At 69.2% G+C, this 20,057-nt stretch carries 24 protein-coding genes; 21 read left to right on the top strand and 3 right to left on the bottom strand.

What is annotated here, in order from left to right:
* The first annotated feature begins 136 nt into the window (after positions 1–136).
* The 4 genes from VXC91_RS11110 to VXC91_RS11095 all read left to right on the top strand — a co-directional run bounded on the left by VXC91_RS11110 (position 137) and on the right by VXC91_RS11095 (position 2,835).
* The gene (locus VXC91_RS11110) at positions 137–871 is read left to right on the top strand and encodes an LmeA family phospholipid-binding protein (protein WP_329506944.1); all 735 of its coding nucleotides are present in this window, start codon (positions 137–139) and stop codon (positions 869–871) included.
* A gap of 414 nt (positions 872–1,285) precedes the next feature.
* Positions 1,286–2,131 (top strand): sulfurtransferase, encoded by an 846-nt coding sequence (locus tag VXC91_RS11105; RefSeq protein WP_329506943.1) that lies wholly within the window; start codon positions 1,286–1,288, stop codon positions 2,129–2,131.
* A gap of 36 nt (positions 2,132–2,167) precedes the next feature.
* The gene (locus VXC91_RS11100) at positions 2,168–2,455 is read left to right on the top strand and encodes a DUF1416 domain-containing protein (protein ID WP_329506942.1); all 288 of its coding nucleotides are present in this window, start codon (positions 2,168–2,170) and stop codon (positions 2,453–2,455) included.
* Positions 2,456–2,577: 122 nt separating this feature from the next.
* Positions 2,578–2,835 (top strand): DUF3099 domain-containing protein, encoded by a 258-nt coding sequence (locus VXC91_RS11095; protein WP_329506941.1) that lies wholly within the window; start codon positions 2,578–2,580, stop codon positions 2,833–2,835.
* Positions 2,836–2,872: 37 nt separating this feature from the next.
* Here the strand turns inward: VXC91_RS11095 and VXC91_RS11090 are convergent, their stop codons facing one another.
* The gene (locus VXC91_RS11090) at positions 2,873–3,235 is read right to left on the bottom strand and encodes a DsrE family protein (RefSeq protein ID WP_329506940.1); all 363 of its coding nucleotides are present in this window, start codon (positions 3,233–3,235) and stop codon (positions 2,873–2,875) included.
* Positions 3,236–3,382: 147 nt separating this feature from the next.
* Between VXC91_RS11090 and VXC91_RS11085 the strand changes: the two genes are divergently transcribed.
* The 6 genes from VXC91_RS11085 (at position 3,383) to ygfZ (ending at position 8,228) form a co-directional block, all read left to right on the top strand.
* Complete coding sequence (locus VXC91_RS11085) at positions 3,383–4,189, top strand: hypothetical protein (RefSeq protein ID WP_329506939.1); 807 nt, start codon at positions 3,383–3,385, stop codon at positions 4,187–4,189.
* Positions 4,186–5,064 (top strand): hypothetical protein, encoded by an 879-nt coding sequence (locus VXC91_RS11080; RefSeq protein WP_329506938.1) that lies wholly within the window; start codon positions 4,186–4,188, stop codon positions 5,062–5,064. Before VXC91_RS11085 ends, VXC91_RS11080 begins: the two co-directional genes overlap by 4 nt.
* Positions 5,061–5,981, top strand: a complete 921-nt coding sequence (locus VXC91_RS11075) for a hypothetical protein (RefSeq protein ID WP_329506937.1) — start codon at positions 5,061–5,063, stop codon at positions 5,979–5,981. The genes VXC91_RS11080 and VXC91_RS11075 overlap by 4 nt, the downstream gene beginning before the upstream one ends.
* Positions 5,982–6,223: 242 nt before the next feature.
* Positions 6,224–6,799 (top strand): FABP family protein, encoded by a 576-nt coding sequence (locus VXC91_RS11070; protein WP_329506936.1) that lies wholly within the window; start codon positions 6,224–6,226, stop codon positions 6,797–6,799.
* Positions 6,800–6,815: 16 nt separating this feature from the next.
* The gene (locus tag VXC91_RS11065) at positions 6,816–7,253 is read left to right on the top strand and encodes a Fur family transcriptional regulator (protein ID WP_329506935.1); all 438 of its coding nucleotides are present in this window, start codon (positions 6,816–6,818) and stop codon (positions 7,251–7,253) included.
* Positions 7,254–7,262: 9 nt separating this feature from the next.
* Positions 7,263–8,228 carry a CAF17-like 4Fe-4S cluster assembly/insertion protein YgfZ gene (gene ygfZ / locus VXC91_RS11060; protein ID WP_329506934.1) on the top strand — a complete coding sequence of 322 codons (966 nt, stop codon included), beginning with the start codon at positions 7,263–7,265 and terminating at the stop codon, positions 8,226–8,228.
* A gap of 3 nt (positions 8,229–8,231) precedes the next feature.
* Here ygfZ and dtd read toward each other — a convergent pair whose 3' ends face one another.
* The gene (gene dtd / locus VXC91_RS11055) at positions 8,232–8,657 is read right to left on the bottom strand and encodes a D-aminoacyl-tRNA deacylase (RefSeq protein WP_329506933.1); all 426 of its coding nucleotides are present in this window, start codon (positions 8,655–8,657) and stop codon (positions 8,232–8,234) included.
* A 257-nt stretch (positions 8,658–8,914) separates the two neighbouring features.
* Between dtd and VXC91_RS11050 the strand changes: the two genes are divergently transcribed.
* The 4 genes from VXC91_RS11050 to VXC91_RS11035 all read left to right on the top strand — a co-directional run bounded on the left by VXC91_RS11050 (position 8,915) and on the right by VXC91_RS11035 (position 13,269).
* On the top strand, positions 8,915–9,517 hold the full coding sequence (locus VXC91_RS11050; protein ID WP_329506932.1) for an RsiG family protein: 603 nt from the start codon (positions 8,915–8,917) through the stop codon (positions 9,515–9,517).
* 107 nt (positions 9,518–9,624) lie between these two features.
* Positions 9,625–10,614, top strand: a complete 990-nt coding sequence (locus VXC91_RS11045) for an asparaginase (RefSeq protein WP_329506931.1) — start codon at positions 9,625–9,627, stop codon at positions 10,612–10,614.
* A 157-nt stretch (positions 10,615–10,771) separates the two neighbouring features.
* A complete protein-coding gene (locus VXC91_RS11040) occupies positions 10,772–12,058 on the top strand; it encodes a GNAT family N-acetyltransferase (protein ID WP_329506930.1) in 1,287 nt (428 codons plus the stop codon).
* Positions 12,059–12,360: 302 nt separating this feature from the next.
* Positions 12,361–13,269: a GntR family transcriptional regulator gene (locus tag VXC91_RS11035; protein ID WP_329506929.1), complete on the top strand. Its 909-nt coding sequence runs from the start codon at positions 12,361–12,363 to the stop codon at positions 13,267–13,269.
* Positions 13,270–13,310: 41 nt separating this feature from the next.
* Here the strand turns inward: VXC91_RS11035 and VXC91_RS11030 are convergent, their stop codons facing one another.
* Positions 13,311–13,499, bottom strand: coding sequence for a hypothetical protein (locus VXC91_RS11030; protein WP_329506928.1), 189 nt, complete (start codon positions 13,497–13,499; stop codon positions 13,311–13,313).
* A 255-nt stretch (positions 13,500–13,754) separates the two neighbouring features.
* Here VXC91_RS11030 and VXC91_RS11025 point away from each other — a divergent pair, with 255 nt between their 5' ends.
* From VXC91_RS11025 to VXC91_RS10995, 7 genes are all read left to right on the top strand, one after another.
* Positions 13,755–14,606: a winged helix-turn-helix domain-containing protein gene (locus VXC91_RS11025; protein ID WP_329506987.1), complete on the top strand. Its 852-nt coding sequence runs from the start codon at positions 13,755–13,757 to the stop codon at positions 14,604–14,606.
* Positions 14,555–15,343 (top strand): HAD family hydrolase, encoded by a 789-nt coding sequence (locus VXC91_RS11020; RefSeq protein ID WP_329506927.1) that lies wholly within the window; start codon positions 14,555–14,557, stop codon positions 15,341–15,343. The genes VXC91_RS11025 and VXC91_RS11020 overlap by 52 nt, the downstream gene beginning before the upstream one ends.
* A gap of 18 nt (positions 15,344–15,361) precedes the next feature.
* Entirely contained in the window at positions 15,362–15,541 is a 180-nt protein-coding gene (locus tag VXC91_RS11015) for a hypothetical protein (protein WP_329506926.1), read from the top strand.
* Between the two features lie 145 nt (positions 15,542–15,686).
* Positions 15,687–17,927 carry a phosphotransferase family protein gene (locus VXC91_RS11010; RefSeq protein ID WP_408057368.1) on the top strand — a complete coding sequence of 747 codons (2,241 nt, stop codon included), beginning with the start codon at positions 15,687–15,689 and terminating at the stop codon, positions 17,925–17,927.
* 367 nt (positions 17,928–18,294) lie between these two features.
* Positions 18,295–18,813, top strand: a complete 519-nt coding sequence (locus VXC91_RS11005; protein ID WP_329506925.1) for a hypothetical protein — start codon at positions 18,295–18,297, stop codon at positions 18,811–18,813.
* A gap of 82 nt (positions 18,814–18,895) precedes the next feature.
* The gene (locus VXC91_RS11000; RefSeq protein WP_329506924.1) at positions 18,896–19,738 is read left to right on the top strand and encodes a DUF4097 family beta strand repeat-containing protein; all 843 of its coding nucleotides are present in this window, start codon (positions 18,896–18,898) and stop codon (positions 19,736–19,738) included.
* Between the two features lie 61 nt (positions 19,739–19,799).
* Positions 19,800–20,057: ATP-binding cassette domain-containing protein (locus VXC91_RS10995; RefSeq protein WP_329506923.1), on the top strand; the 258-nt coding region annotated here is incomplete at its 3' end.

The raw sequence follows: 20,057 nt of genomic DNA, 5'->3' as shown, positions 1-20,057 counted from the left end.
AAACCTTTCCGGCCACAGCACCAGTCCGTGTCACAGGTGATCGACAATTCGGCGGACGCCGGCCCGTACGGGATTACAGTCGCGCTTGACGGTCACCCAGGTCGTCACCGATCGCCGAGGTGGGGGAGCACCGAGCATGCGCGCACTCCGGATACTGCTGATCGTCGCCGTGATCCTGGGCGTTCTCTTCGTGATCGTGGACCGTGTCGCGGTCCACTTCGCGGAGAGCGAGGCGGCGGACAAGCTGAAGACATCCGAGAGCCTGGCCGAGACCCCGGACGTGTCCATCAAGGGCTTCCCCTTCCTCACCCAGGTGGCCGGCGGCGAACTGGACGACGTCGAGGTCGGCATCAGGAACTACGAGGCCCCCACCGGCGACGGCGAGAAGATCCGTATAGACGATCTGAACGCGGACATGAAGGGTGTGAGGTTCACCGGGGACTACAGCTCCGCGACCGCGGCCACCGCCACCGGCAGCGCGCTCATCGCCTACGACGAACTGCTCAGGACCGCCAAGTCCGAGTCCACCCAGGTGGCGCCCGGCGTCACCGCCCGCGTCGTCGGCCTCTCGGACGGCGGCAACGGCAAGATCAAGGTCGCGATCGAGGCAACGGTCCTGGGCAAGACGCTGCCGAACCCGATCTATGTGCTCAGCTCGGTGACGGTGCAGGGCAAGACCGTGATGGTGCACGCCGACGCGCTGCCGAAGTTCGGGGGCGTCCAGCCGGCCGAGGGGCGGGTCCGGGCCATCACCGACTTCCAGCAGGCGATCGACCAGCTGCCCGGCGGCATCAGGGTCGACACGGTGCGGGCGGCCAAGGGCGGCGTCGAGGTCACGGTGAAGGGTTCGGACGTCAAGCTGGCCGGGTAGGACGACGCCCGGTGGGCTCCGGGCGTCCGAAAGGCGAGACATCTCGTCCGTACCGCAGATGGGGCGGGGCGCGGGGATGCCCGGAGGCCGTGCGGCGGCAGGTCTGTCGGGCCCTCTTTCCCATATTGCGGACGATCGCATCTCACCATTCGACACCCCGGTGACACGCCCGGCGGTCCCTCCCTACGATCGACATATGCAGCGACAGGCGGATCTCACGAAGCGGCGGGCAGTAGACCTGTGCCGTGTCGCCGCCATGCTCTGTCGCACTTCCTGAACGGGAGAGCGGACTCCCGTATCGCCGGCCCTGGTCCTGATGCCGGGCCATCCGTGCGCCGTGTACGCCACCGCGAATCCGCGTACCCGCACCTCGACTCGCAGACACCGCCGCAACTGCCCCGGAGGAGATAGAGCATGAGCCGCAGCGACGTCCTGGTCGACGCCGACTGGCTGCAGGAGCGCCTGGACGACTCGACCATCGCCATCGTCGAGGTCGACGAGGACACCTCCGCCTACGACAAGAACCACATCAAGAACGCCATCCGGATCGACTGGACCAAGGACCTCCAGGACCCGGTCCGCCGCGACTTCATCGACCAGGCCGGCTTCGAGAAGCTCCTGTCGGAGAAGGGCATCGCCAACGACCACACGGTGATCCTCTACGGCGGGAACAACAACTGGTTCGCGTCCTACGCCTACTGGTACTTCAAGCTCTACGGCCACGAGGGCGTCAAGCTGCTCGACGGCGGCCGCAAGAAGTGGGAGCTGGACGCACGCGAGCTGGTCGACGGCTCCGACGTGCCCGAGCGCGCGGCCACCGACTACCGGGCCAAGGCGCAGGACACGTCCATCCGCGCCTTCCGCGACGAGGTGGTCGCCGCGATCGGCGTGCAGAACCTGGTCGACGTCCGCTCGCCCGACGAGTTCTCCGGCAAGCTGCTCGCCCCGGCACACCTGCCGCAGGAGCAGTCGCAGCGTCCGGGCCACATCCCGACCGCCCGCAACATCCCGTGGTCGAAGAACGCCAACGACGACGGCACCTTCAAGTCGGACGAGGACCTCAAGGTGCTCTACGCCGAGGAAAGCGTCGATCTGGCCAAGGACACCATCGCCTACTGCCGCATCGGTGAGCGCTCCGCGCTGACCTGGTTCGTCCTGCACGAGCTGCTCGAGGTCCCGAACGTCAAGAACTACGACGGCTCCTGGACCGAGTACGGCTCGCTCGTCGGCGTCCCGATCGAGCTCGGCGCCGCCAAGTAATTCCCGGATCCCCGGACCTACCCCTAAGGAAGAGCCATGTGTGGAGCGAAGGCCGGCGGCCCCGACGCCTCGACGATCAAGCCCGGTGAGACCACGATCCAGGGTCAGGTGACCCGCGACGGCGAGCCCGTGGTGGGCTACGTGCGCCTGCTGGACGCGACCGGCGAGTTCACCGCCGAGGTTCCGACCTCGGCGACCGGACAGTTCCGCTTCTACGCGGCCGAGGGGACCTGGACCGTCCGGGCCCTGGTGCCGGGCGCCACCGCGGACCGTACGGTCGTCGCGCGGACGGGCGGCCTCGCGGAGGTCGCGATCGCCGTCTGACGGTCACTCCACGACGGTCCGAGGGACCGTACGTGTACGGCTGAAGGGCCGCATCCGCCGGGGGTTGGACACTTGCCGGCAGGGGTGCGGCCCTTCGGCATGTCCGGGCATAGCCTTGAAGTATGTACGCACGACGGCGTCACATCTACTTCGCCATGATGGGGACGTGCATCGGTATGTTCGTCCTGGCCTGGGGAGTCGTGCGGATCTGGTCGATCCCCGCAGCCGTGGGGATGTGCCTCGTCGCGATGGTGATTCCGCCGCTGGCCGCCATGGTGGCGAACCGGCGCGGCCCTGAGGACCGCTGGTGGGACGACCCCTCCGGGGACCCCAAGTCCGACGAGTGGTGGGACGAGCTGGACGGGAAGAAGCGGCACTAGTTCCCGCCCGGGGCGGCTCCTCCGGCAGCGCGGACCGCTAGTACACCAGTGCCTGTGTGTCGTCCGCCAGCGCCTCCTGGACGAACACCTGGGAGCCGGCGATCCGTACGCCGTCGATGACGTCCTTCTCCGTGATGTCCCGACGGGCCGCGCACTGCGTGCACAGGGTGACCCGCCCGGCCGCGAGGATCGCATCGAGCAGGTCGGGCAGCGGCGCCGCGTGCGGCAGCTCGAACTCCGCGGCACGGCCCGGCAGCGCGAACCACGAGGACTCACCGGTCAGCCAGAGCGAGACGTCGACTCCACTGGCCACCGCCACGGACGCCACAGTGAACGCCTGGGAGCAGCGCTCGGGTGCGTCCGATCCTGCCGTCGCTTTGATCACGAGCTTTTTCGCCATGCCCGAATCGTAATCAACTCCCTTACAACTCCGAACGTTACCCATGGGTCTCCTGTGAAGCGCGGACACAAGATCGCGCTTCACGTTCTGTGGGGGGACGTCTTGGAACAACAGGAAAGACCCGAAGAACGGCCGGAAAGTCCCGTCGTGGCACCGGAAACTGCGGAGGCGCAGCTGCCGGAGGGTGCCGAGGGCCCGGCCGGAGGACCGGGGCGGGCACCGGACGGGTCCATGGACGACGCACCCCGCCGTCGTCGGCGCGGCCGGACCGCCATGCTCCTCGCCGGTGCCGCCGTGCTCGGCGTCGTCGCCGGAACCTGCACGGGCTACGTCGAGCAGGCGGGCCGTACACCCACCCCGTTGCCGCCGCTGTCCCAGCCTGTGGTCAAGCAGGCCAAGGGAGGGGCGGAGCCGCTGTCGGCCGCACAGGACCGACGCGTCAAGACCGACGGCGACCTGCGCAAGCTGCTGATCTCACGCCCGAGCGGAGCCCGGAACGCCCCGCACCCGGTGGGTGACGACGGCTGGATGGCCCTCCTCGCGTACGCGGAGAACTACGAGAAGCCGGACGAGGCCTTCACCGACCAGATCGCGAGCGAGTTCCGGCGTGCGGCCATCACCTCCTGGCGGACGAGCGACACGCACTATGTCGAGATCCGCCTCGTGCAGTACCGGCAGGAGGAGGACATGGACGCCGTGGATCAGGCGGAGAACCAGGTGTACTGGGCGGAACGGGAATCCGGCTCGCACGGCTGGCCGATCCCCGGTACCGGCGACGGCATGGCATACGTGGACTCGACGCCCGACCGGAAGCCGGGCTACCTCGCGATGTACTCGGCCGAGGCGCACGCCTGGCGTGGTGACATCGCCGTGGACATCTTCGTCGCCGACACCAAAGCGATCACCAAGAAGGAGATCATGAGCCTGGCCGAGCGGCAGATGGGACGGCTGTGAGCGAGAACCCGCAGAATCCCGTGCCCGCCGGCCCGGTGGACGAGGCCGGACAGGCGGGGTTCGTAGCCCCGACCGGAGAGCCGCCCGTGGCGCCGGCGACGGCCGTACCCGCAACCGCGCGCCCCGCCCGCCGTCGGCGCGTCGGTGCGATCGCCGGATGTGTCGTGCTGCTCGCCGCGGTGCTCGGCGGCGCCGGCTACACCGTGGTCACCGTGCAGAACGCCGAGCGTGACCCCGGCGCGCCGGTCTGGCGCCTGCCGAAGACCGAGGCGGACAAGAAGGTCCAGACCGAGGCCACCGGCCTCAAGGGCATGCTGCTGCCCTTCGGTACCAGCGGCTACGGCCGCGGTCCGGACATGGGCGAGTTCGGCTCCGACGCCGAGCTGAGCGGTGGGCAGGCCACCGAGCTGCGCAAGGAGTCGCTCCGCAACCTGCCGCGCTCCCAGCGGCTGCGGCTGGAGAAGGAGATCGACAGGCAGCACATCCAGGGCATGGCGATGCGCAGCTACCTCAGTTCGACGAGCGCGTCCGGCTCCACCGCGTACGCGCAGGACGCCTTCACCGTCGAGATCGTGCTGTCCCGGATGGAGAGCCGGCGGACGGTGCGTTCCATCGCGGCCTTTCAGCAGGAGTTCCTCGGCGCCATGAAGGTGTTCCGGGCCGGGCCGACGATCGAGGGCCACAAGAACGCCCGCTGCTTTCTGCCGCCGACGGACCGCGACGAGAAGCTCGACCTGATGGTCTGCTCCGCGTACGAGGGCGACGTCCTGGTCAGCGCCACCGTGTCCGGGGTCAAGCCGCTGGACAAGAAGGGGGCGGCGGCCTTGCTCCGCGCACAACTGGACCGTATCGGGGACCCCGGGGAGGCGGTATGACCGAGCAGCAGACCACGGATCACCCGGCGGTGCCGGCGAGCCCGCCGGGTGCCGTCGCCACGCAGCAGGTGGCCGCGCCCGTGTCCGAGGCGGCTCCGGCGGTGGCCGGCGGTCCCGACGCGTTCGCCGGCGCCGGATCGCCGCCCATGAAGAAGGACCGCCGGGTGCTGCGGGCCGTGCTGCGCTGGACCGCGGCCGTCGCCGTCTTCGCGGCGGTCGGTGCGTCCACGGCGTTCGGCATCACGAGCATGGACCGTACGGACGTGCCCGGCCTCGCCACCGAGGCGGACGGGCGCTGGACCTTCCCTGAGATCGTCCGGCCGCCGCTGCCGTCCGGCAGCCCCCGCCCGTTCGCCGAGGCCAACGTGGCCGGCTCGCACCACGCCGACCTGCGTGCCCTCGTGCTGCCCGCCCCCGCGGGAGCCCGGGAGGACAAAGCGCTGCGCGGGACGGACGGCTGGCTGCCGACCGAGGACTTTCTCGCGGAGTACACGAGCAAGCAGGACCGCAAGGAGTTCGGCCAGCGGCTGACCGACCACGGTCTGCGGCACATCGCCGCCCGGGGCTGGACCACTGAGGACGGCACGCACACACGGATCTACCTGCTCCACTTCGACACCGCGACCGTTGTGGACGACCTCGGCTCGAACAAGTTCGCCAGCTTCAACAGTCTCGAGTACGCGGTCCGCGACGCCCACGACTCCGTCATGGACAGCGCCTTCCCGGGCGAGGCCCGGATCAGGGACATCTCCCGCTCCGTCTACGTCGAGCCCAAGCCGTACGGCGCCCAGCAGGTCCGCGAGGCCTACCTCCGCGCTGGTGACGTCTTTGCCGTGATCATCCAGTCCCGCAAGGGCACCACCCCCGCCGTGCCCTTCCAGCAGACGGTGACCCTGCAGACCGAGTTGCTCGACTGAGCCTGCGGGCACCTCGCCAAGAGGGCCGGGCCCCGGCCGACTAAGCTGGGGCCCAGCCCTGTGCACATACCGCACCCTGCTCAACCGAGGAGCACCCGTGGAGATCTTCTTCGAAACCCTGCTGGTCCTGGTCTGCGTCGGCGTGCTTGCCTTCGCCGGACTGACCGTGAAGAAGCTGTACGAGGGCCAGCGCTGACCCCCGCACCCCTGACGTACACGACCTCCACGACGAAAAGCTGCTGATGATCGAGATCCCGTCCGACCTCCACAAGGGCCTCGTCCCCCTGGCCTTCCTGCTCGGCAACTGGGCCGGGGCGGGCGTGCACGACTTCCCCGGTTCCGAGAAGTGCAACTTCGGGCAGGAGGCCGTCTTCACCCACGACGGACGGGACTTCCTGGAGTACCACTCCCACACCTGGGTGCTGGACGGCGAGGGGAACAAGGTCAGGCCGCTGGAGAGCGAGTCGGGCTTCTGGCGGATCGACGCGGACCGCAAGGTCGAGGCCACCATGGTCCGCAACGACGGAGTCGTCGAGGTCTGGTACGGCGAGCTGGCCGAGAAGAAGCCGCAGATCGAGCTCGCCACGGACGCCGTCGCCCGGACGGCCGCATCGGGTCCGTACAGCGGCGGCAAGCGGTTGTACGGGTATGTCAGCAGCGACCTGATGTGGGTGGGCGAGAAGCAGACACCCGAGGTGCCGCTGCGCCCGTACATGTCGGCCCACTTGAAGAAGGTCGTCACCCCGGAGGACGTCGAGCGCTGGGCGAAGGCCCTCCCGGACGACCTTCCGGACGACGGGATCGCATTCTTCAAGTAGTTCTAGACTTTCCAGTGTGGTGAGCACCGACTGGAAGAGTGATCTGCGGCAGCGCGGCTACCGGCTGACCCCGCAGCGGCAACTCGTGCTCGAAGCCGTGGACACCCTGGAGCACGCGACCCCCGACGCCATCCTCTGCGAGGTGAGGAAGACGGCGTCGGGGGTCAATATTTCCACGGTCTACCGGACCCTGGAGCTTCTCGAGGAGCTCGGTCTGGTCAGCCATGCCCACCTCGGGCACGGGGCGCCGACGTACCACCTCGCGGACCGGCACCACCACCTGCACCTGGTCTGCCGTGACTGCACGAACGTCATCGAGGCGGACCTCGACGTGGCGGCGGAGTTCACCGCCAAGCTTCGCGACACGTTCGGTTTCGAGACGGACATGAAGCACTTCGCGATCTTCGGCCGCTGCCAGGATTGCTCGCTCAAGAGTTCAACTACCCCGTCGTAGGCTGGACCCATGAAGAGTCCCCTGCTGGCCCTGCCCGGTGCCGTCCCCGCCGAGGGCGTGGACGAAGGCGTCGCCGCCCACTACGGCGACCTGTTCCGCGAGCAGCGTGCCCTCGCCGACGGCTCCGGATTCGTGGACCTTTCGCACCGCGGCGTCGTCACCGTCAGCGGCGAGGACCGGCTGAGCTGGCTGCACCTGCTGCTCACCCAGCATGTCAGCGAGCTGCCCCCGAACCAGGCCACCGAGGCGCTCATCCTCTCCGCGCACGGCCACATCGAGCACGCGCTGTATCTGGTGGACGACGGCGAGACGGTCTGGGCCCATGTCGAGCCCGGCACTCAGGACGCGCTCGTCGCCTACCTGGAGTCGATGAAGTTCTTCTACCGCGTCGAGGTCGCCGACCGGACGGACGACTTCGCGGTCGTGCATCTGCCGGCCGGTTCGATCGCCGAGGCGCCCGGGGGTGCCGTGGTCCGCGAGACGCCGTACGGCCGTGACCTCTTCCTTCCGCGTGCGGAACTCGAGTCGTACGGGCAGAAGAACGGCCCGGCCGCGGGCCTGCTGGCCTATGAGGCGCTGCGGGTCGAGCACCACCGCCCCCGCCTCGGCTTCGAGACCGACCACCGCACCATCCCGCACGAACTGGGCTGGATCGGCACGGCGGTGCACCTGCAGAAGGGCTGCTACCGGGGCCAGGAGACGGTCGCCCGGGTGCAGAACCTGGGCAAGCCGCCGCGCCGGCTGGTCTTCCTCCACCTGGACGGCAGCGAGGTGCACCTGCCGCCGCACGGCACCGAACTGCGTCTCGCGGACGACGGACCGGACGGCCGCAAGATCGGCGTTGTGACGACCTCGGTGCGCCACCACGAACTGGGTCCGGTCGCCCTCGCCCTGGTCAAACGGAACGTGCCGGTCGACGCCCGCCTGGTCGCCGACTCGACGGCGGCGGCCCAGGAAGTGATCGTCGAACCGTAGGGCTCAGATCTCCAGCAGCACGGTGAACGGGCCGTCGTTCGTCAGCGAGACGCGCATCTGCGCTCCGAACCGGCCCGTCGCCACCGTCGCACCCAGCGAGCGGAGCCGGGCGACCACCTCGTCGACAAGGGGCTCGGCGACATCGCCCGGGGCGGCCGCGTTCCAGGTGGGGCGGCGGCCCTTGCGGGCATCGCCGTAGAGCGTGAACTGGCTGATCACCAGCAGGGGCGCGTCGATGTCGGAGCAGGACCGCTCGTCCTGCAGCATGCGGATCGACCAGAGCTTGCGGGCCAGCTGGGCCGCCTTCTCCTTGGTGTCCTCGTGCGTGACCCCGACGAGCACGCACAGTCCCTCGCCGCTGATCTCGCCGACCGTCTCGCCGTCCACGACGACGCTCGCGCCGTCCACCCTCTGCACCACCGCACGCATGGAAACCATCATGCCGTGCCGCCCGGCAGCGCCGGGAAGGGGCCGACGGTACCCGCGGGACCTCGCGCGGCCGTCCGTCCGGGGTGTTTCACGCCCCTGTTTGTGATCTCTTACGAGAGCATTCTTATCGGCCCGTAACCCTCCATCCGGGGCAGATCAGGGGCACTCGGTCACATAGCGGCACCTTGGGTGGCACGATGAGTGTGTTGCGGCGCATCCGTGGGGGGTGCCGCGCCGGTCGAGGGGACGGTAAGGACATGAGCACAGCGGGTACCGGGCGGCGACCCGGGGTTGCGGCGCCCGCCCGTTCGGGAAGTGCCGGGGAGTGCCGGGCTCCCGTGCAGCGCACGGACAGCCCGCTGCCCGCGGACGCTCCGCCGGGGCACGACCTGTCCGCGCTGCGGCTGACCGAACTGCGCGCGTTGCGCCGCGACGCCCAGCGGGACGAAGCCGATCTCAGCTACGTACGACGGCTGCTCCAGGGTCGTATCGACATCCTGCGGGCCGAACTGGCCCGGCGCGGCGGACGGGCCCCCGAGGAGGTCGTGAAGCGGCTGCCGGAGATCCTCAGGGACGCGCCCGCCCGCCACCGCTCCTCGGCCCGCCATGTGACGGTCTGTACACCGCAGAGCGAGGAGTACCGGCGGCTGGCGGCGGAGATGCTCGCCGAGGTCGAGCTGTCGGACCTCCAGGCGCGCACCGACGACGAGTTGGGGGCGGGCATGGGGCGGCTCGTACGGTACGAGCGGCAGGTCTCCCGAAGGCGGCAGCGGCTGCAGCGCACGGCGGACGATTGCAGCGCCGAGATCGCACGCAGGTACCGTGAGGGAGAAGCACAAGTAGACGACCTGCTCATGTGACGCGGAGGGCCCCGGCGAACCCGGGGTCCCCGAGTGTGCGCGGCGGCCCCGGTACCCCGGCGGCATCCGGGTGAAGGTGCGGGTCCCCGTCGCGAAGGCAAGCACCCATGTCGACTTCCGCCCAGACCGTCCTGCCCGCCGAATCCGCCTTCTCCGCCGTGCCCCCGGTGCTCGCCGAGGTGGTGCGGTCCGGGTTCGTCGAGGGACGGCACCGGGGGAGCCTGGTACTGCTCGGTGCGGACGGTTCCGTGGAGTACGCGCTCGGAGATGTCTCCTCGCCGGTCTTCCCCCGCTCTTCCAACAAGCCGATGCAGGCGGCCGGTGTGCTGCGGGCGGGCCTGGAGCTGGCCGGGGAGCGGCTGGCGATCGCCGCCGCGAGCCACTCGGGCGAGGCGTTCCACCTGGACCTGGTGCGCACGATGCTGGCCGAGCACGGCCTGACCGCAGAGCACCTCCAGTGCCCGCCCGACCTGCCGCTGGACTCGGCCGAGGCGGAGGCGTACCTGGCGTCCGGTGCCGTGCGTGAGCGCCTCGCCATGAACTGCTCGGGCAAGCACGCGGCGATGCTGGCGGTGTGCGCGCTGCGGGGCTGGCCGCTCGACTCGTACCTCGACCCCGGACACCCGCTGCAGCAGCTGATCCACTCGGTGGTGGAGGAGGTGGCCGGGGAGCCGGTCGCGGCGGTCGGCACCGACGGCTGCGGCGCCCCGCTGATGGCGATCAGCCTCACCGGCCTGGCCCGCGCCTTCCGGTCCTTCGTGCTGGCGGAACCGGGCACGGCGGAACGCCGCGTGGCCGACGCGATGCGGGCGCACCCGGAGTACGTGGCCGGTACGCGCCGCCCCGACACCTGGCTCATGCGGGAGATCCCCGGCGCCCTGTCGAAGATGGGCGCGGAGGCGGTCCAGGCGGTGGCCCTCCCCGACGGCCGGGCCCTGGCGTTCAAGGTGGACGACGGCGCGTCCCGGGCGCTGGGACCGATACTGTCCCGCGGCCTGACCCTGATGGGCGTGGAGGCCCCGGTGGTGGACCGTATCGGCCGGGCACCGCTGCTGGGCGGGAGCCGCGAGGTGGGGGAGATACGGGCGGTGTTCTAGTGCTGCGACCGGAAGGGTTCACCGGCGAACCCTTCCGGCCACAGCACTGGCGGGGCCGTTCCTGGAGTCCGAGTCCGGCCCCGGGACAGGGGTATGGCGAGGGTAGGCCGCCGAAACCCGCGCGACACCCGATTCGCCGTACCCCTAGCGTGGGGCCATGACCCGCCGCGCCGAAGACATCGAGGTACGCCCGATCACCGAGCCCGAGATCCGGGAATGGAACCGTGCGCTCAACACCGGCTTCCTCCGCCCCCCGGACCTCTCGGACCACGACGTCGCCGACCTCGGCACGTACCTCATCCCCTCCCGTACGCTCGCAGCCTTCGACCCCCACTCCCCGCTTCGCTCGAGCGGCGGGGCCCCCGTCGTGGCCACCTTCCGCTCCTTCCCCCAGGAGCTCACCGCCGTCGGAGGCGCGCCCGTCCCCGCCGACGCCATCACCAACGTCTCCGTCACGGCCACCCACCGCCGCCGCGGCATCCTCAGCCGCATGATGGCCCTCGACCTCGCTGCCGCGAAGGAGCGCGGCGACGTCGTCGCCACGCTGATCGCCGCTGAGTACCCCATCTACGGCCGCTACGGCTTCGGCCCCGCCACCCACAGCGCCGAGTGGACCATCGACGTCCCCCGCACCGGTCTCGACCGCCACCGCCCCACCCCGGACGACGGCGGCCGCATCGACCTGGTCGACGGCTCCGACGTGCGCAAGCTCGGGCCCGAGCTCCACGAACGCCTCCGCCGCACCCGGCCCGGCGTGATCAACCGCAGCGAGCGCTGGTGGCAGGTCACCACGGGTGCGATCCGCCTGGACGCACGGCCGTGGACCCAGCCCTTCCTCGCCGTCTACCGGTCCCCGTCCGGTGAGGTCGAGGGTCTCGCCGCCTATGTCTGCGACGACCACTGGGGCGACGACAAGCGGCCCCTGAACACCGCGAGCGTCAAGAACCTGATCACCACCAGCCCGGCCGCCGAGCGCGCCCTGTGGCACTATCTCTGCTCGATCGACTGGGTCACCACGGTGAAGTCGGGCCGCCGGGCGCCCGACGACCTGCTGCCGCACCTCCTGCCGGACCCGCGTGCGGCCCGCCTCACCACGTATGCGGACTGGCTGTGGGTGCGGATCCTGGACGTCGTACGGGCCCTGGAGGCGCGGACGTACGGCGGTTCCGGCACGCTCGTCCTCGAGGTCGTGGACGAGGCCGGACTGACCGGCGGCCGCTATCGGCTGGAGGCCGGCCCGGACGGTGCAAAGTGCGCGCCGACCGACCTGGAACCCCAGCTGATTCTGCCCGTCGCCGAGTTGGCGACCCTGTGGCTGGGGGACGAGTCCGCCGTGCGCCTCGCGGCGCTCGGGCGTGTGCGGGAACAGCAAGAGGGCGCCGCCCATGTCGCCGACGCCCTGCTGCGTACGTCCAGGCGACCGTGGTGCCCGGACATCTTCTGAACCCTCGCGGACTCAGCAGCCGATCTCTTCGGTGGCACTCCTTCCGTGCGGGAGGTGGCTCTTCTTGCTGTTCATCCGTAGCGATTCAGTTGTGGTTGTGATGGTGCGGGTGGTGCGGACCGACCGAGCTCCCGGCTCCCCTCCGGAAGGGAGTTCGGTCAGTCGTCTTCCTGGCCAAGAGCGCTCAAGCTCGCTCAACTTGCCGAAGTTGGCGACCAACTTCACCTCACTTATCTCCGCTTGGAGTCGTCTCATAACCACCTTTCTCTGAACTGCCCAAAGATGGCGTGAAGTTGTAGTGTTTGGTCGTGGAGCCGGAACACGCCGCCGTCAACGGGCGGAAGAGGTCACAGCGGCCACAGAGGTCGCACCATGACGTGGCCGACGAGCTGCGCAGCCGGATCAGGTCCGGAGTGCTGCGACCGGGCCAGCGCATGCCTACACAGGCCAAGTTGGCGGACGAGTTCGGCGTGGAGCGGGGGGCGGTGCGCCAGGCGCTGCGCATCCTGCAGTCGGAGCATCTGCTCGTCAATGTGTCCAAGGGAAGCCCGGCGACCGTCGCACCGCACGTGGGCGGTGCAGCGGGCGGCCCGGAGGCATCGCCGCAGCCCACGATGGTGGCGCTCGCCCCACGGATCTCCGCGGCCTTCACGGCTCCGCATGTGGAGATAGACGCCCTCTGCCTCACATCGGTATCGCTCACGCTCGCGATGAGCGAGCCGTTGCGCGAGATTCACGCGGGGCGAATGAAACCGGCCAAGGTCGATGTGCGCGTGCTGCTGCCGAGCGGCCGGATCGACCTGGCGTTCCCCACGCCGGTGGAGGACACCGACGACGGCCGGCTGCGCCGGCGCTGGCTGGCGCAGCGGAACGCGCAGGGCCAGGTCCTCAAACACAACCTGCTGGCGCTGCGCAGCACGCACGGCATCGACGTGGATGTCACCTTCCGGGCGCTGCCCTTCACCCCACCGGTGAAGCTGTATCTGCTCAACGGGGCGGAGGCGCTGTTCGCGTACTACACGGTGACGCGCCGCGGTGCGGAGATCGACCACGAGTACCTGGAGATGTACGACGCGGTGGGCACGCGGTCCATGCTGTTCCCTTTCGCGCAGGGAACGGGCCTGAGGGACACCACCTTCGTGGAGCAGTCCCATCTGTGGTTCAACGCCCTGTGGGAGACCATCAGCTCGGACCTGGAGTTCGGCGACTAGCCGATCCCCCAAGTCGCTCGGACGGTCTCCCGAAGGCCTGGTCAGAGGGCCGGCTGAGCGACCATCAGGGCGAGGACGACCGCCCCGACGGAGCTGCAGGTGGGGCTCTTGGCCTTGATGCCGACGGTCAGCAGCAGCAGGCCGAGGATGCCCATCGTTCCGTACTTCCACTGGACGAACTGGTCGAATCCGACGACGAAGAGAGCGGAGAGAAGGGCTATGGCGGGCATGGTGGCACCTCTTTCCGGGTGGGTGGATCTCGGCGATCCGGAGGGCGGGGCGAGGAGGAGCGAACCGTCTGCATGGGGTGACTACCTGCGGATGGTGTGCGAGAGGAGGCAAAACCTCCGCCAACACTCTTAAGTTGGCAACCAACTTCATTGGAGTTATCCCCAGTTGGTCTATACGTATAAACAACCATCAGACAACTCCACATAGATGGAGGTAGGTTGTAGCGTTTGGTCGTGACTCAGGAGAACGTCGCAATGAACGGCAGCAGAAGGCTCTCGCCCCAGGAGATCGCCGACGCGTTGCGGGGTCGCATCCGCGCCGGCGAGCTGAAGGCAGGAGACCGCCTGCCCACACAGGCCGAGCTGGCCGAGGAGTTCGGCGTGGAGCGGGGCACGGTCCGCCAGGCCCTGCGCGTCCTCCAGGAGGCCGGCCTGCTGAGCAACGTCAGCAAGGGCAGCCCGCCCAGGATCGCCGAGCCGCCGCCGGTCAGGGGCGACCCACAGCCGACGATGGTCGCTCTCGCCCCGAGGCTCGCGGCGGCGTTCGCGGCACCGCACGTCCGCATCGACGCTGCCTGCCTGACCGCCGAGACGCTGATGCTGGCGCTGGGTGAGCCGGTGCGACTGATCCATGAGGGCCGCATTCACCCGGAGTCCATCGACGCGCGCATTCTGCTGCCGTCCCGGGACATCAACCTGGCGTTCCCTGTCCCGGTCGACGGCCGTGGCGAGGAGGACCTGGTCCACAAGCGCTGGCTGGGCCAGCGGAACGCCCAGGGTCACGTCCTGCGCCACAACCTCCAGGCCCTGCGCTCGTCGCACAACATCGACGTACGCGTGACGTTCCGCGCTCTGCCCTTCACTCCGCCGGTGAAGCTGTACCTCCTCAACGGGTCGGAGGCCTTGATCGCCTACTACATGCTCACGAAGCGAGAGGAGGAGGTGTACAGCCAGACCCTCGAGATGTACGACGCCCTGGGTAGCGAGTCGCTCCTCTTCTCCTTCGAACGCCGGACGGGCCACCGGGACGCGGCCTTCGTCGAGCAGTCCCAGAAGTGGTTCGACGCCCTCTGGGAAACCATCACGACGGACCTGACACTCTCCTAGTGACTTCTGATACGACGCAGACTGAACAGGTGGCAGAAGAGACAGAGAATCTGCGGAAGTTGATCGCCGGAGTGCGTTATGTGCTCTTCGATTTCGATGGCCCGATATGTCGGCTTTTCGCCGGGCATGCAGCCGAGGACGTGGCGCGCCGACTGGTCTCATGGCTCGAAAGCCGGGGTCTGCGGGACCTGTTGACCGAGGAGGAACGGGTCCATCCGGACCCGCACTACGTTCTCGAGACGATCCATCGACGACATCCGCAGAGCGATCTGGTGACCGAGTTGGAGGGGCGGCTCACCCAGCAGGAGTTGCAGGCGGTGGCGTCTGCCATGCCGACGCCGTACGCGGACCCGCTGATCCGTACCTGGAGCGCCCTCGGCGGTCAGCTCGCCGTGGCGACCAACAACTCGGCCCGGGTGGCGTCCGAATACCTGACCAGGCGCGAACTGGCCTCCTGCTTCGCGCCCTATGTCTTCGGCCGCACCCTCGACCTCGACCTGCTGAAGCCTCATCCGCACTGCCTCAACCAGGCCCTGAACGCGATGGGGGCCGATCGCTCCGCATCCCTGATGATCGGAGACACCCCCTCGGACTTCTATGCCGCTCAGGACGCCGGAGTCTCGTTCCTGGGCTTCGCACGCAACCACGACAAGGAGAAGCGGTTGAGGAGCGCGGGGGCCGAGGTCGTCGTGGAGTCGCTCGAACCGGTGCTGCGGACGCTGCGCGCTCAGGCCTGAGACATCAGGATGGCGAACATGAGCGAGCGGCCCATCGTCCTGGACAGCGGCAAGGAGATCGAGGCGCTCGATGTGATCGGACTCGGCGCCACGCTCACCCACCACATCAGGGACCGCGACCCGAACTCACCTGGTTCGACGTTCGTCGACAGTATGCAGTCGTGGTTCGACTCGCTGTGGGATCTGCTCTCGGTCTGACTTCCGCATCGGGTGACCGACTCGCCGTAATGGCGGCACGCCGCCTTGCATCATCGCGACCCGTTACGTCGTTGAGACCAGTCCGGAAGGTGCGCGGTTCCGGTTGCCGCTAATGTTGCCGCAACTTGAGCAACAGGAGAGGCCCGTGGGCGCACCTCCCGTTCCCCGGCACGCCTTATGGGGGCGATGGGCCGCCGGTGACGCCTACGACGAGTTCGTGGGCCAGGCAAAGCTGGGCGGGGTGATGACCGGGGGTCATCACAACCGGAACTATGTGCTGCCCCTTACCGAGGCCATGGCGCGCCACGTGCGACGCAAGCCGGGCACGAATGTGACCGTGCGCATGCGCAGACCCGAAGCGTTGCCGGTCGTCATCAGGACCTGGCGGGACGAGGCGGAGATCCTCGACGCCATCAAAGGGGAACTTCCGCACGTTCCCATCTGTCTGGCCCGCGGGCGGGGGGCTTCCATCCACAGTTTTGTGGAAGGTGTCCCGCTGTCCACTGTCTGTCCCAACGGCAAGCCGGTCGACGGGTTGCTGATCGACGCACTGGCAGGACTGCTCGCCCAGATGTCGCAGGTGCGCAGGGAGGCGCTGCCGCGACTGCCCGAAGGGTGGCCGCGCAACGACAAGGACAGTCAGGGCTTTCTGAGGACGCTGGCCCTTTTGGCTGACCGACAGATCCGTCAGCCCAATTGGACTGCCTTCGGCGGACTGTTCGCCGCACTCGGCATCCCCGAGGACGCGCTGATCCGGCTGGCCGAGCGAGTGCCACTCATGGTCCGGAGGCCGTTCAGCCTGCTCCACGCGGATCTGCACCGGGACAATGTGATCGTCACCTACCGCGGTGACCCGCCCCTGATCTGTGTGGACTGGGAGCTCGCGACATACGGCGATCCCCTGCACGACCTCGCCACCCATCTGGTCCGGATGCAGTACCCAGAGTTCCAGTGGGGCGAGGTGATCAATGCGTGGGCGAACGCCATCCGGGCGACCCGACCGATGGCGGCGAACGGCCTGGCGGGCGATCTGCGTCACTACATCGCGTTCGAGCGTGCCCAGTCCATCTACCCCGATGTGATGCGTGCGGCGAAGTCCCTGGAGAACTCGCCGGACCAGAAGAGCCTGGACGCGGCGACCGCGAGCGTGAGCCGCGCTCTCCAGGCTGCGGCCGAACCGCTTCGGCTGGCTCATGTGCCGGACGTCGCCGAGATCGAGCGGGTTCTCATTCGGTGGCGGACGTCTCGGGGCGAGCAGGCGAGGGGTGTCCGCCGGACGGTCACCGCTCTGCGGTGGAAGCCGGACGAGCGGCTTCCCGAGCACCCTGACTTTCCGCGTTCGGCCGTTCGCGACGCATTGCTCGCCGAGGGATCCGCGCCGGCCAACCGGGTGTTCAAAGGCACCGGCCACCTCAACTCGGTGGTGCGGGTGGCGGACATCGATCGTTCCGTTGTGGTACGGCGCAGGTTGGCATCCGGCTGTCGTCGCGAGCGCGGTTACCTGAGCGAACACGCGGTGCTCGCGGCCATCGAGCGGTCCGGTGTCGCGGTGATGGCCCCGAGGGTGCTCGCCCTCGGCGAGAGTCACGCCGGCGATCCCTTCGCCATCCATACATACGTCGGCCCTCCCGAAGGGGACCGGCCACCGAACCATCCGGTCCATGGTCTGCTCCCCCACGAGGCGGACGGACTGGTCGACCAGCTGTGCGCCCTGACGCAGGTCGACTGTGCCCCCGTTGATCCGACGTCCTGCGAGGCGCCCGTCGGGGACGGCTTCTACGGATGGCTGAGTGAGCAACTCGTCCTGCTGGTGGCAAATCTGCCCAAGGAGTCGCAGCAACTGGCCCGAGTCCTGGGCCTGCCTGATGCGCAACGCCTGCGGGAGATCCTCTCCCGGCACCGGGTGACCCACCGGTCCACCGCCCTGCTGCACGGCGATCTGAACCCCTGGAATCTGGTGCGTCGGTCGGGCGGACTCACGCTCATCGACTGGGAGATGGCCATGGTGGGCGACCCGCTGTACGACTTGGTCCGCCATATGCATCTCACTCCCACACGTCCCGAGATCCGCGGGAGGATGTTCACGCGTTGGTCCCGCTCGCTGCCGGCGGAGTACACGGAGGGCTGGCAGGAGGACTGGCGCGTCTATCGGTGGATGGAGGTGGTCCGCTCGGCCTACGTGGACCTCGATCGTCTCGTGACCGGCGACAGCCTGGACGCCCCCAACGTCCGCCGGGCTGTGGACATGTATGCGATGACCTTGGCGGAGGCCACGGCAGCGCTGGGACTGCCCGGCAAACCGACGGCGAACCCCCATCTTGCCCGTGCGCTGCCGCACGGAGACCAGGGAGGTCAACGGGCGGCCGGGCTTTCCGCCGACCGCTGAAGTCGTCGATGTCTTCGGTGAGGTGCCAGTCATCCGGGCGCATGCTTCGTGATGCCCCAAGCTGTAGGAGGCCCCACGCGTTCCCGCCAGGGTGAGGAAGCAGGACCTCCTCAGAGTTGTTCGGGCTTCCGCGCCAGAAAGGTGGCGATCGCCATCACATCGCGTCACATGACGTAGCGTGGCACCGGATGGCGCCACCTGGTGCCATTCCAGGCTCCCAAAAACACCTGAGCACGGATGGTGCCACCATGGCTCAGGGTCACGCCCCGTGCCTTTTCCCAGGTCAGGGTGGCTGCCTCCATAGGCGTGCCATATGGGGTGCCATGTGGGCTTGCTTATGGCGCCACGATGATGCCACTATGGCGTTATGGACCTCACTCCGTATGTCGACACCCTGCGTCGCGAACTCGCGGTGGCCGCCGAGGCCGGCGGGGAAGACGCCCGTGAGCTGGCCGAGCGGCTCACCGCTCCTCTGGAGTCGGCGACCCGTCTGACCATGCTCAATGTGCTCTCCGCCGCGATGGACGAGATCACCCGCGAGCTCGCCCCCGGCTCGGTCGACGTACGGCTGCGCGGGCTGGACCCCGACTTCGTGGTGACGCCGCCGCCCGTCGGCGGCGGCGCCACCGCGGAGCCGGCCGCGCCCGCCGAACAGTTCAAAGCCCCGGCCCCGGCCGACGGCGACGAGGGCGGCACCGCCCGCGTCAACCTGCGGCTGCCGGCCCACCTCAAGGCCCGCGCCGAGGAGGCCGCGAGCCGCGAGGGCCTGTCGGTCAACGCGTGGCTGGTACGTGCCGTGTCGGCCGCGGTCGACGGCGCCCCACAGCCGCGCACGACGGAGAAGACCCGCACCACCGGACAGAGCTTCACGGGCTGGGTGCGCTGACCGCGCCCGAGCCCGCCCCACTTCACCGACACCACGTCCCACCAGCGGGGACGACCCAAGGACTCAAGAGGACGGGACAGCCATGCCTTCTTTCGACACTCCCGAACCGATCTCGGTCACCGCCCACGTGGGCGCGGGTTCCATCCGGTTCACCGCGGTCGACCGCCCCGACACCCTCGTCGAGGTGCGGCCCCGCGACCCGAAGCGGGACAAGGACGTTCGGGCCGCCGAGCAGACCGAGGCCACCTACGCGAGCGGCGTCCTGACCGTCAGGACGAAGGAGCGCCGCATCATCGGGCCCAGCGGCGCCGTCGACGTGACGGTGGACCTGCCCACCGGCTCGCGCGTCGACATGACCGGCTCCTGGACCCAGGTGCTCGGCGAGGGCCGGCTCGGCGAGGTCCGGGTGAAGACCTCCTCCGGCGACGTCCGCCTCGACACGACCGGGCCGCTGCAGCTGACCGCCTCGCACGGCTCGATCACCGTGGACCGGGTCGAGGGTACGGCTGAGATCACCACCAGCTCCGGCAGCCTGCGCGTCGGCACCGTCGACGGACCCGCCGTTCTGAAGAACTCGCACGGCACCACGACCGTCGGCGCCGCGACCGGCGAGCTGCGGGTGAGTGGCGCCCACGGCGACATCGACATCGCGCGCGCCGAGGAGTCGGTCACCGCCACCACCGCCCACGGCACCCTGCGCGTGGGCGAAGTGGCCCGAGGCACTGTCCAGTTGGAGACTTCCTACGGCGCCATCGAGGTCGGTATCCGCGAGGGCACCGCCGCCTGGCTCGACGTCAGCTCCGAGCGCGGGCAGGTGCGCAACACGCTCGCCGACTCCGAACCTCCGCAGAAGACCGAGGACACCGTCGAGGTTCGCGCCCGGACCCGCTGGGGCAACATCGACATCCGCCGCGCCCGGCCCTGAGCACCGACCCCGTCAACTCGCCCACTCCCCAGTCACTTCAGCCTTCGAACGGGAGGACTTCATGCCTTCTTCTGTCATGCCCACATCCAGCCAGGGTGAGGGGCCGCAGCCGCCCGCCGCCGTCTCCACTGTCGCTCTGCGCAAGTCGTACGGCGACAAGACCGTGCTCGACGGCATCGACCTGCGTATCCCGGCGGGGTCCGTGTTCGCGCTGCTCGGGCCCAATGGCGCCGGCAAGACCACCGTCGTGAAGATCCTGTCCACGCTGATCACCGCCGACGGCGGGCAGGGCCAGGTCGCGGGTCACGACCTCGCCACG

The organism is Streptomyces chiangmaiensis (assembly GCF_036281785.1).
In the GTDB taxonomy this organism is placed as follows: domain Bacteria; phylum Actinomycetota; class Actinomycetes; order Streptomycetales; family Streptomycetaceae; genus Streptomyces; species Streptomyces chiangmaiensis.
Note: the sequence above shows the minus strand (reverse complement) of the source record. Positions and strands in the feature narration are given on the sequence as shown.

Coding starts and splice junctions, on each gene's coding strand:
- VXC91_RS11110 (WP_329506944.1), top strand. CDS start 137: ATGCGCGCACTCCGGATACTGCTGATCGTCGCCGTGATCCTGGGCGTT.
- VXC91_RS11105 (WP_329506943.1), top strand. CDS start 1,286: ATGAGCCGCAGCGACGTCCTGGTCGACGCCGACTGGCTGCAGGAGCGC.
- VXC91_RS11100 (WP_329506942.1), top strand. CDS start 2,168: ATGTGTGGAGCGAAGGCCGGCGGCCCCGACGCCTCGACGATCAAGCCC.
- VXC91_RS11095 (WP_329506941.1), top strand. CDS start 2,578: ATGTACGCACGACGGCGTCACATCTACTTCGCCATGATGGGGACGTGC.
- VXC91_RS11090 (WP_329506940.1), bottom strand. CDS start 3,235: ATGGCGAAAAAGCTCGTGATCAAAGCGACGGCAGGATCGGACGCACCC.
- VXC91_RS11075 (WP_329506937.1), top strand. CDS start 5,061: ATGACCGAGCAGCAGACCACGGATCACCCGGCGGTGCCGGCGAGCCCG.
- VXC91_RS11070 (WP_329506936.1), top strand. CDS start 6,224: ATGATCGAGATCCCGTCCGACCTCCACAAGGGCCTCGTCCCCCTGGCC.
- ygfZ (WP_329506934.1), top strand. CDS start 7,263: ATGAAGAGTCCCCTGCTGGCCCTGCCCGGTGCCGTCCCCGCCGAGGGC.
- dtd (WP_329506933.1), bottom strand. CDS start 8,657: ATGCGTGCGGTGGTGCAGAGGGTGGACGGCGCGAGCGTCGTCGTGGAC.
- VXC91_RS11050 (WP_329506932.1), top strand. CDS start 8,915: ATGAGCACAGCGGGTACCGGGCGGCGACCCGGGGTTGCGGCGCCCGCC.
- VXC91_RS11045 (WP_329506931.1), top strand. CDS start 9,625: ATGTCGACTTCCGCCCAGACCGTCCTGCCCGCCGAATCCGCCTTCTCC.
- VXC91_RS11040 (WP_329506930.1), top strand. CDS start 10,772: ATGACCCGCCGCGCCGAAGACATCGAGGTACGCCCGATCACCGAGCCC.
- VXC91_RS11030 (WP_329506928.1), bottom strand. CDS start 13,499: ATGCCCGCCATAGCCCTTCTCTCCGCTCTCTTCGTCGTCGGATTCGAC.
- VXC91_RS11025 (WP_329506987.1), top strand. CDS start 13,755: ATGAACGGCAGCAGAAGGCTCTCGCCCCAGGAGATCGCCGACGCGTTG.
- VXC91_RS11015 (WP_329506926.1), top strand. CDS start 15,362: ATGAGCGAGCGGCCCATCGTCCTGGACAGCGGCAAGGAGATCGAGGCG.
- VXC91_RS11005 (WP_329506925.1), top strand. CDS start 18,295: ATGGACCTCACTCCGTATGTCGACACCCTGCGTCGCGAACTCGCGGTG.
- VXC91_RS11000 (WP_329506924.1), top strand. CDS start 18,896: ATGCCTTCTTTCGACACTCCCGAACCGATCTCGGTCACCGCCCACGTG.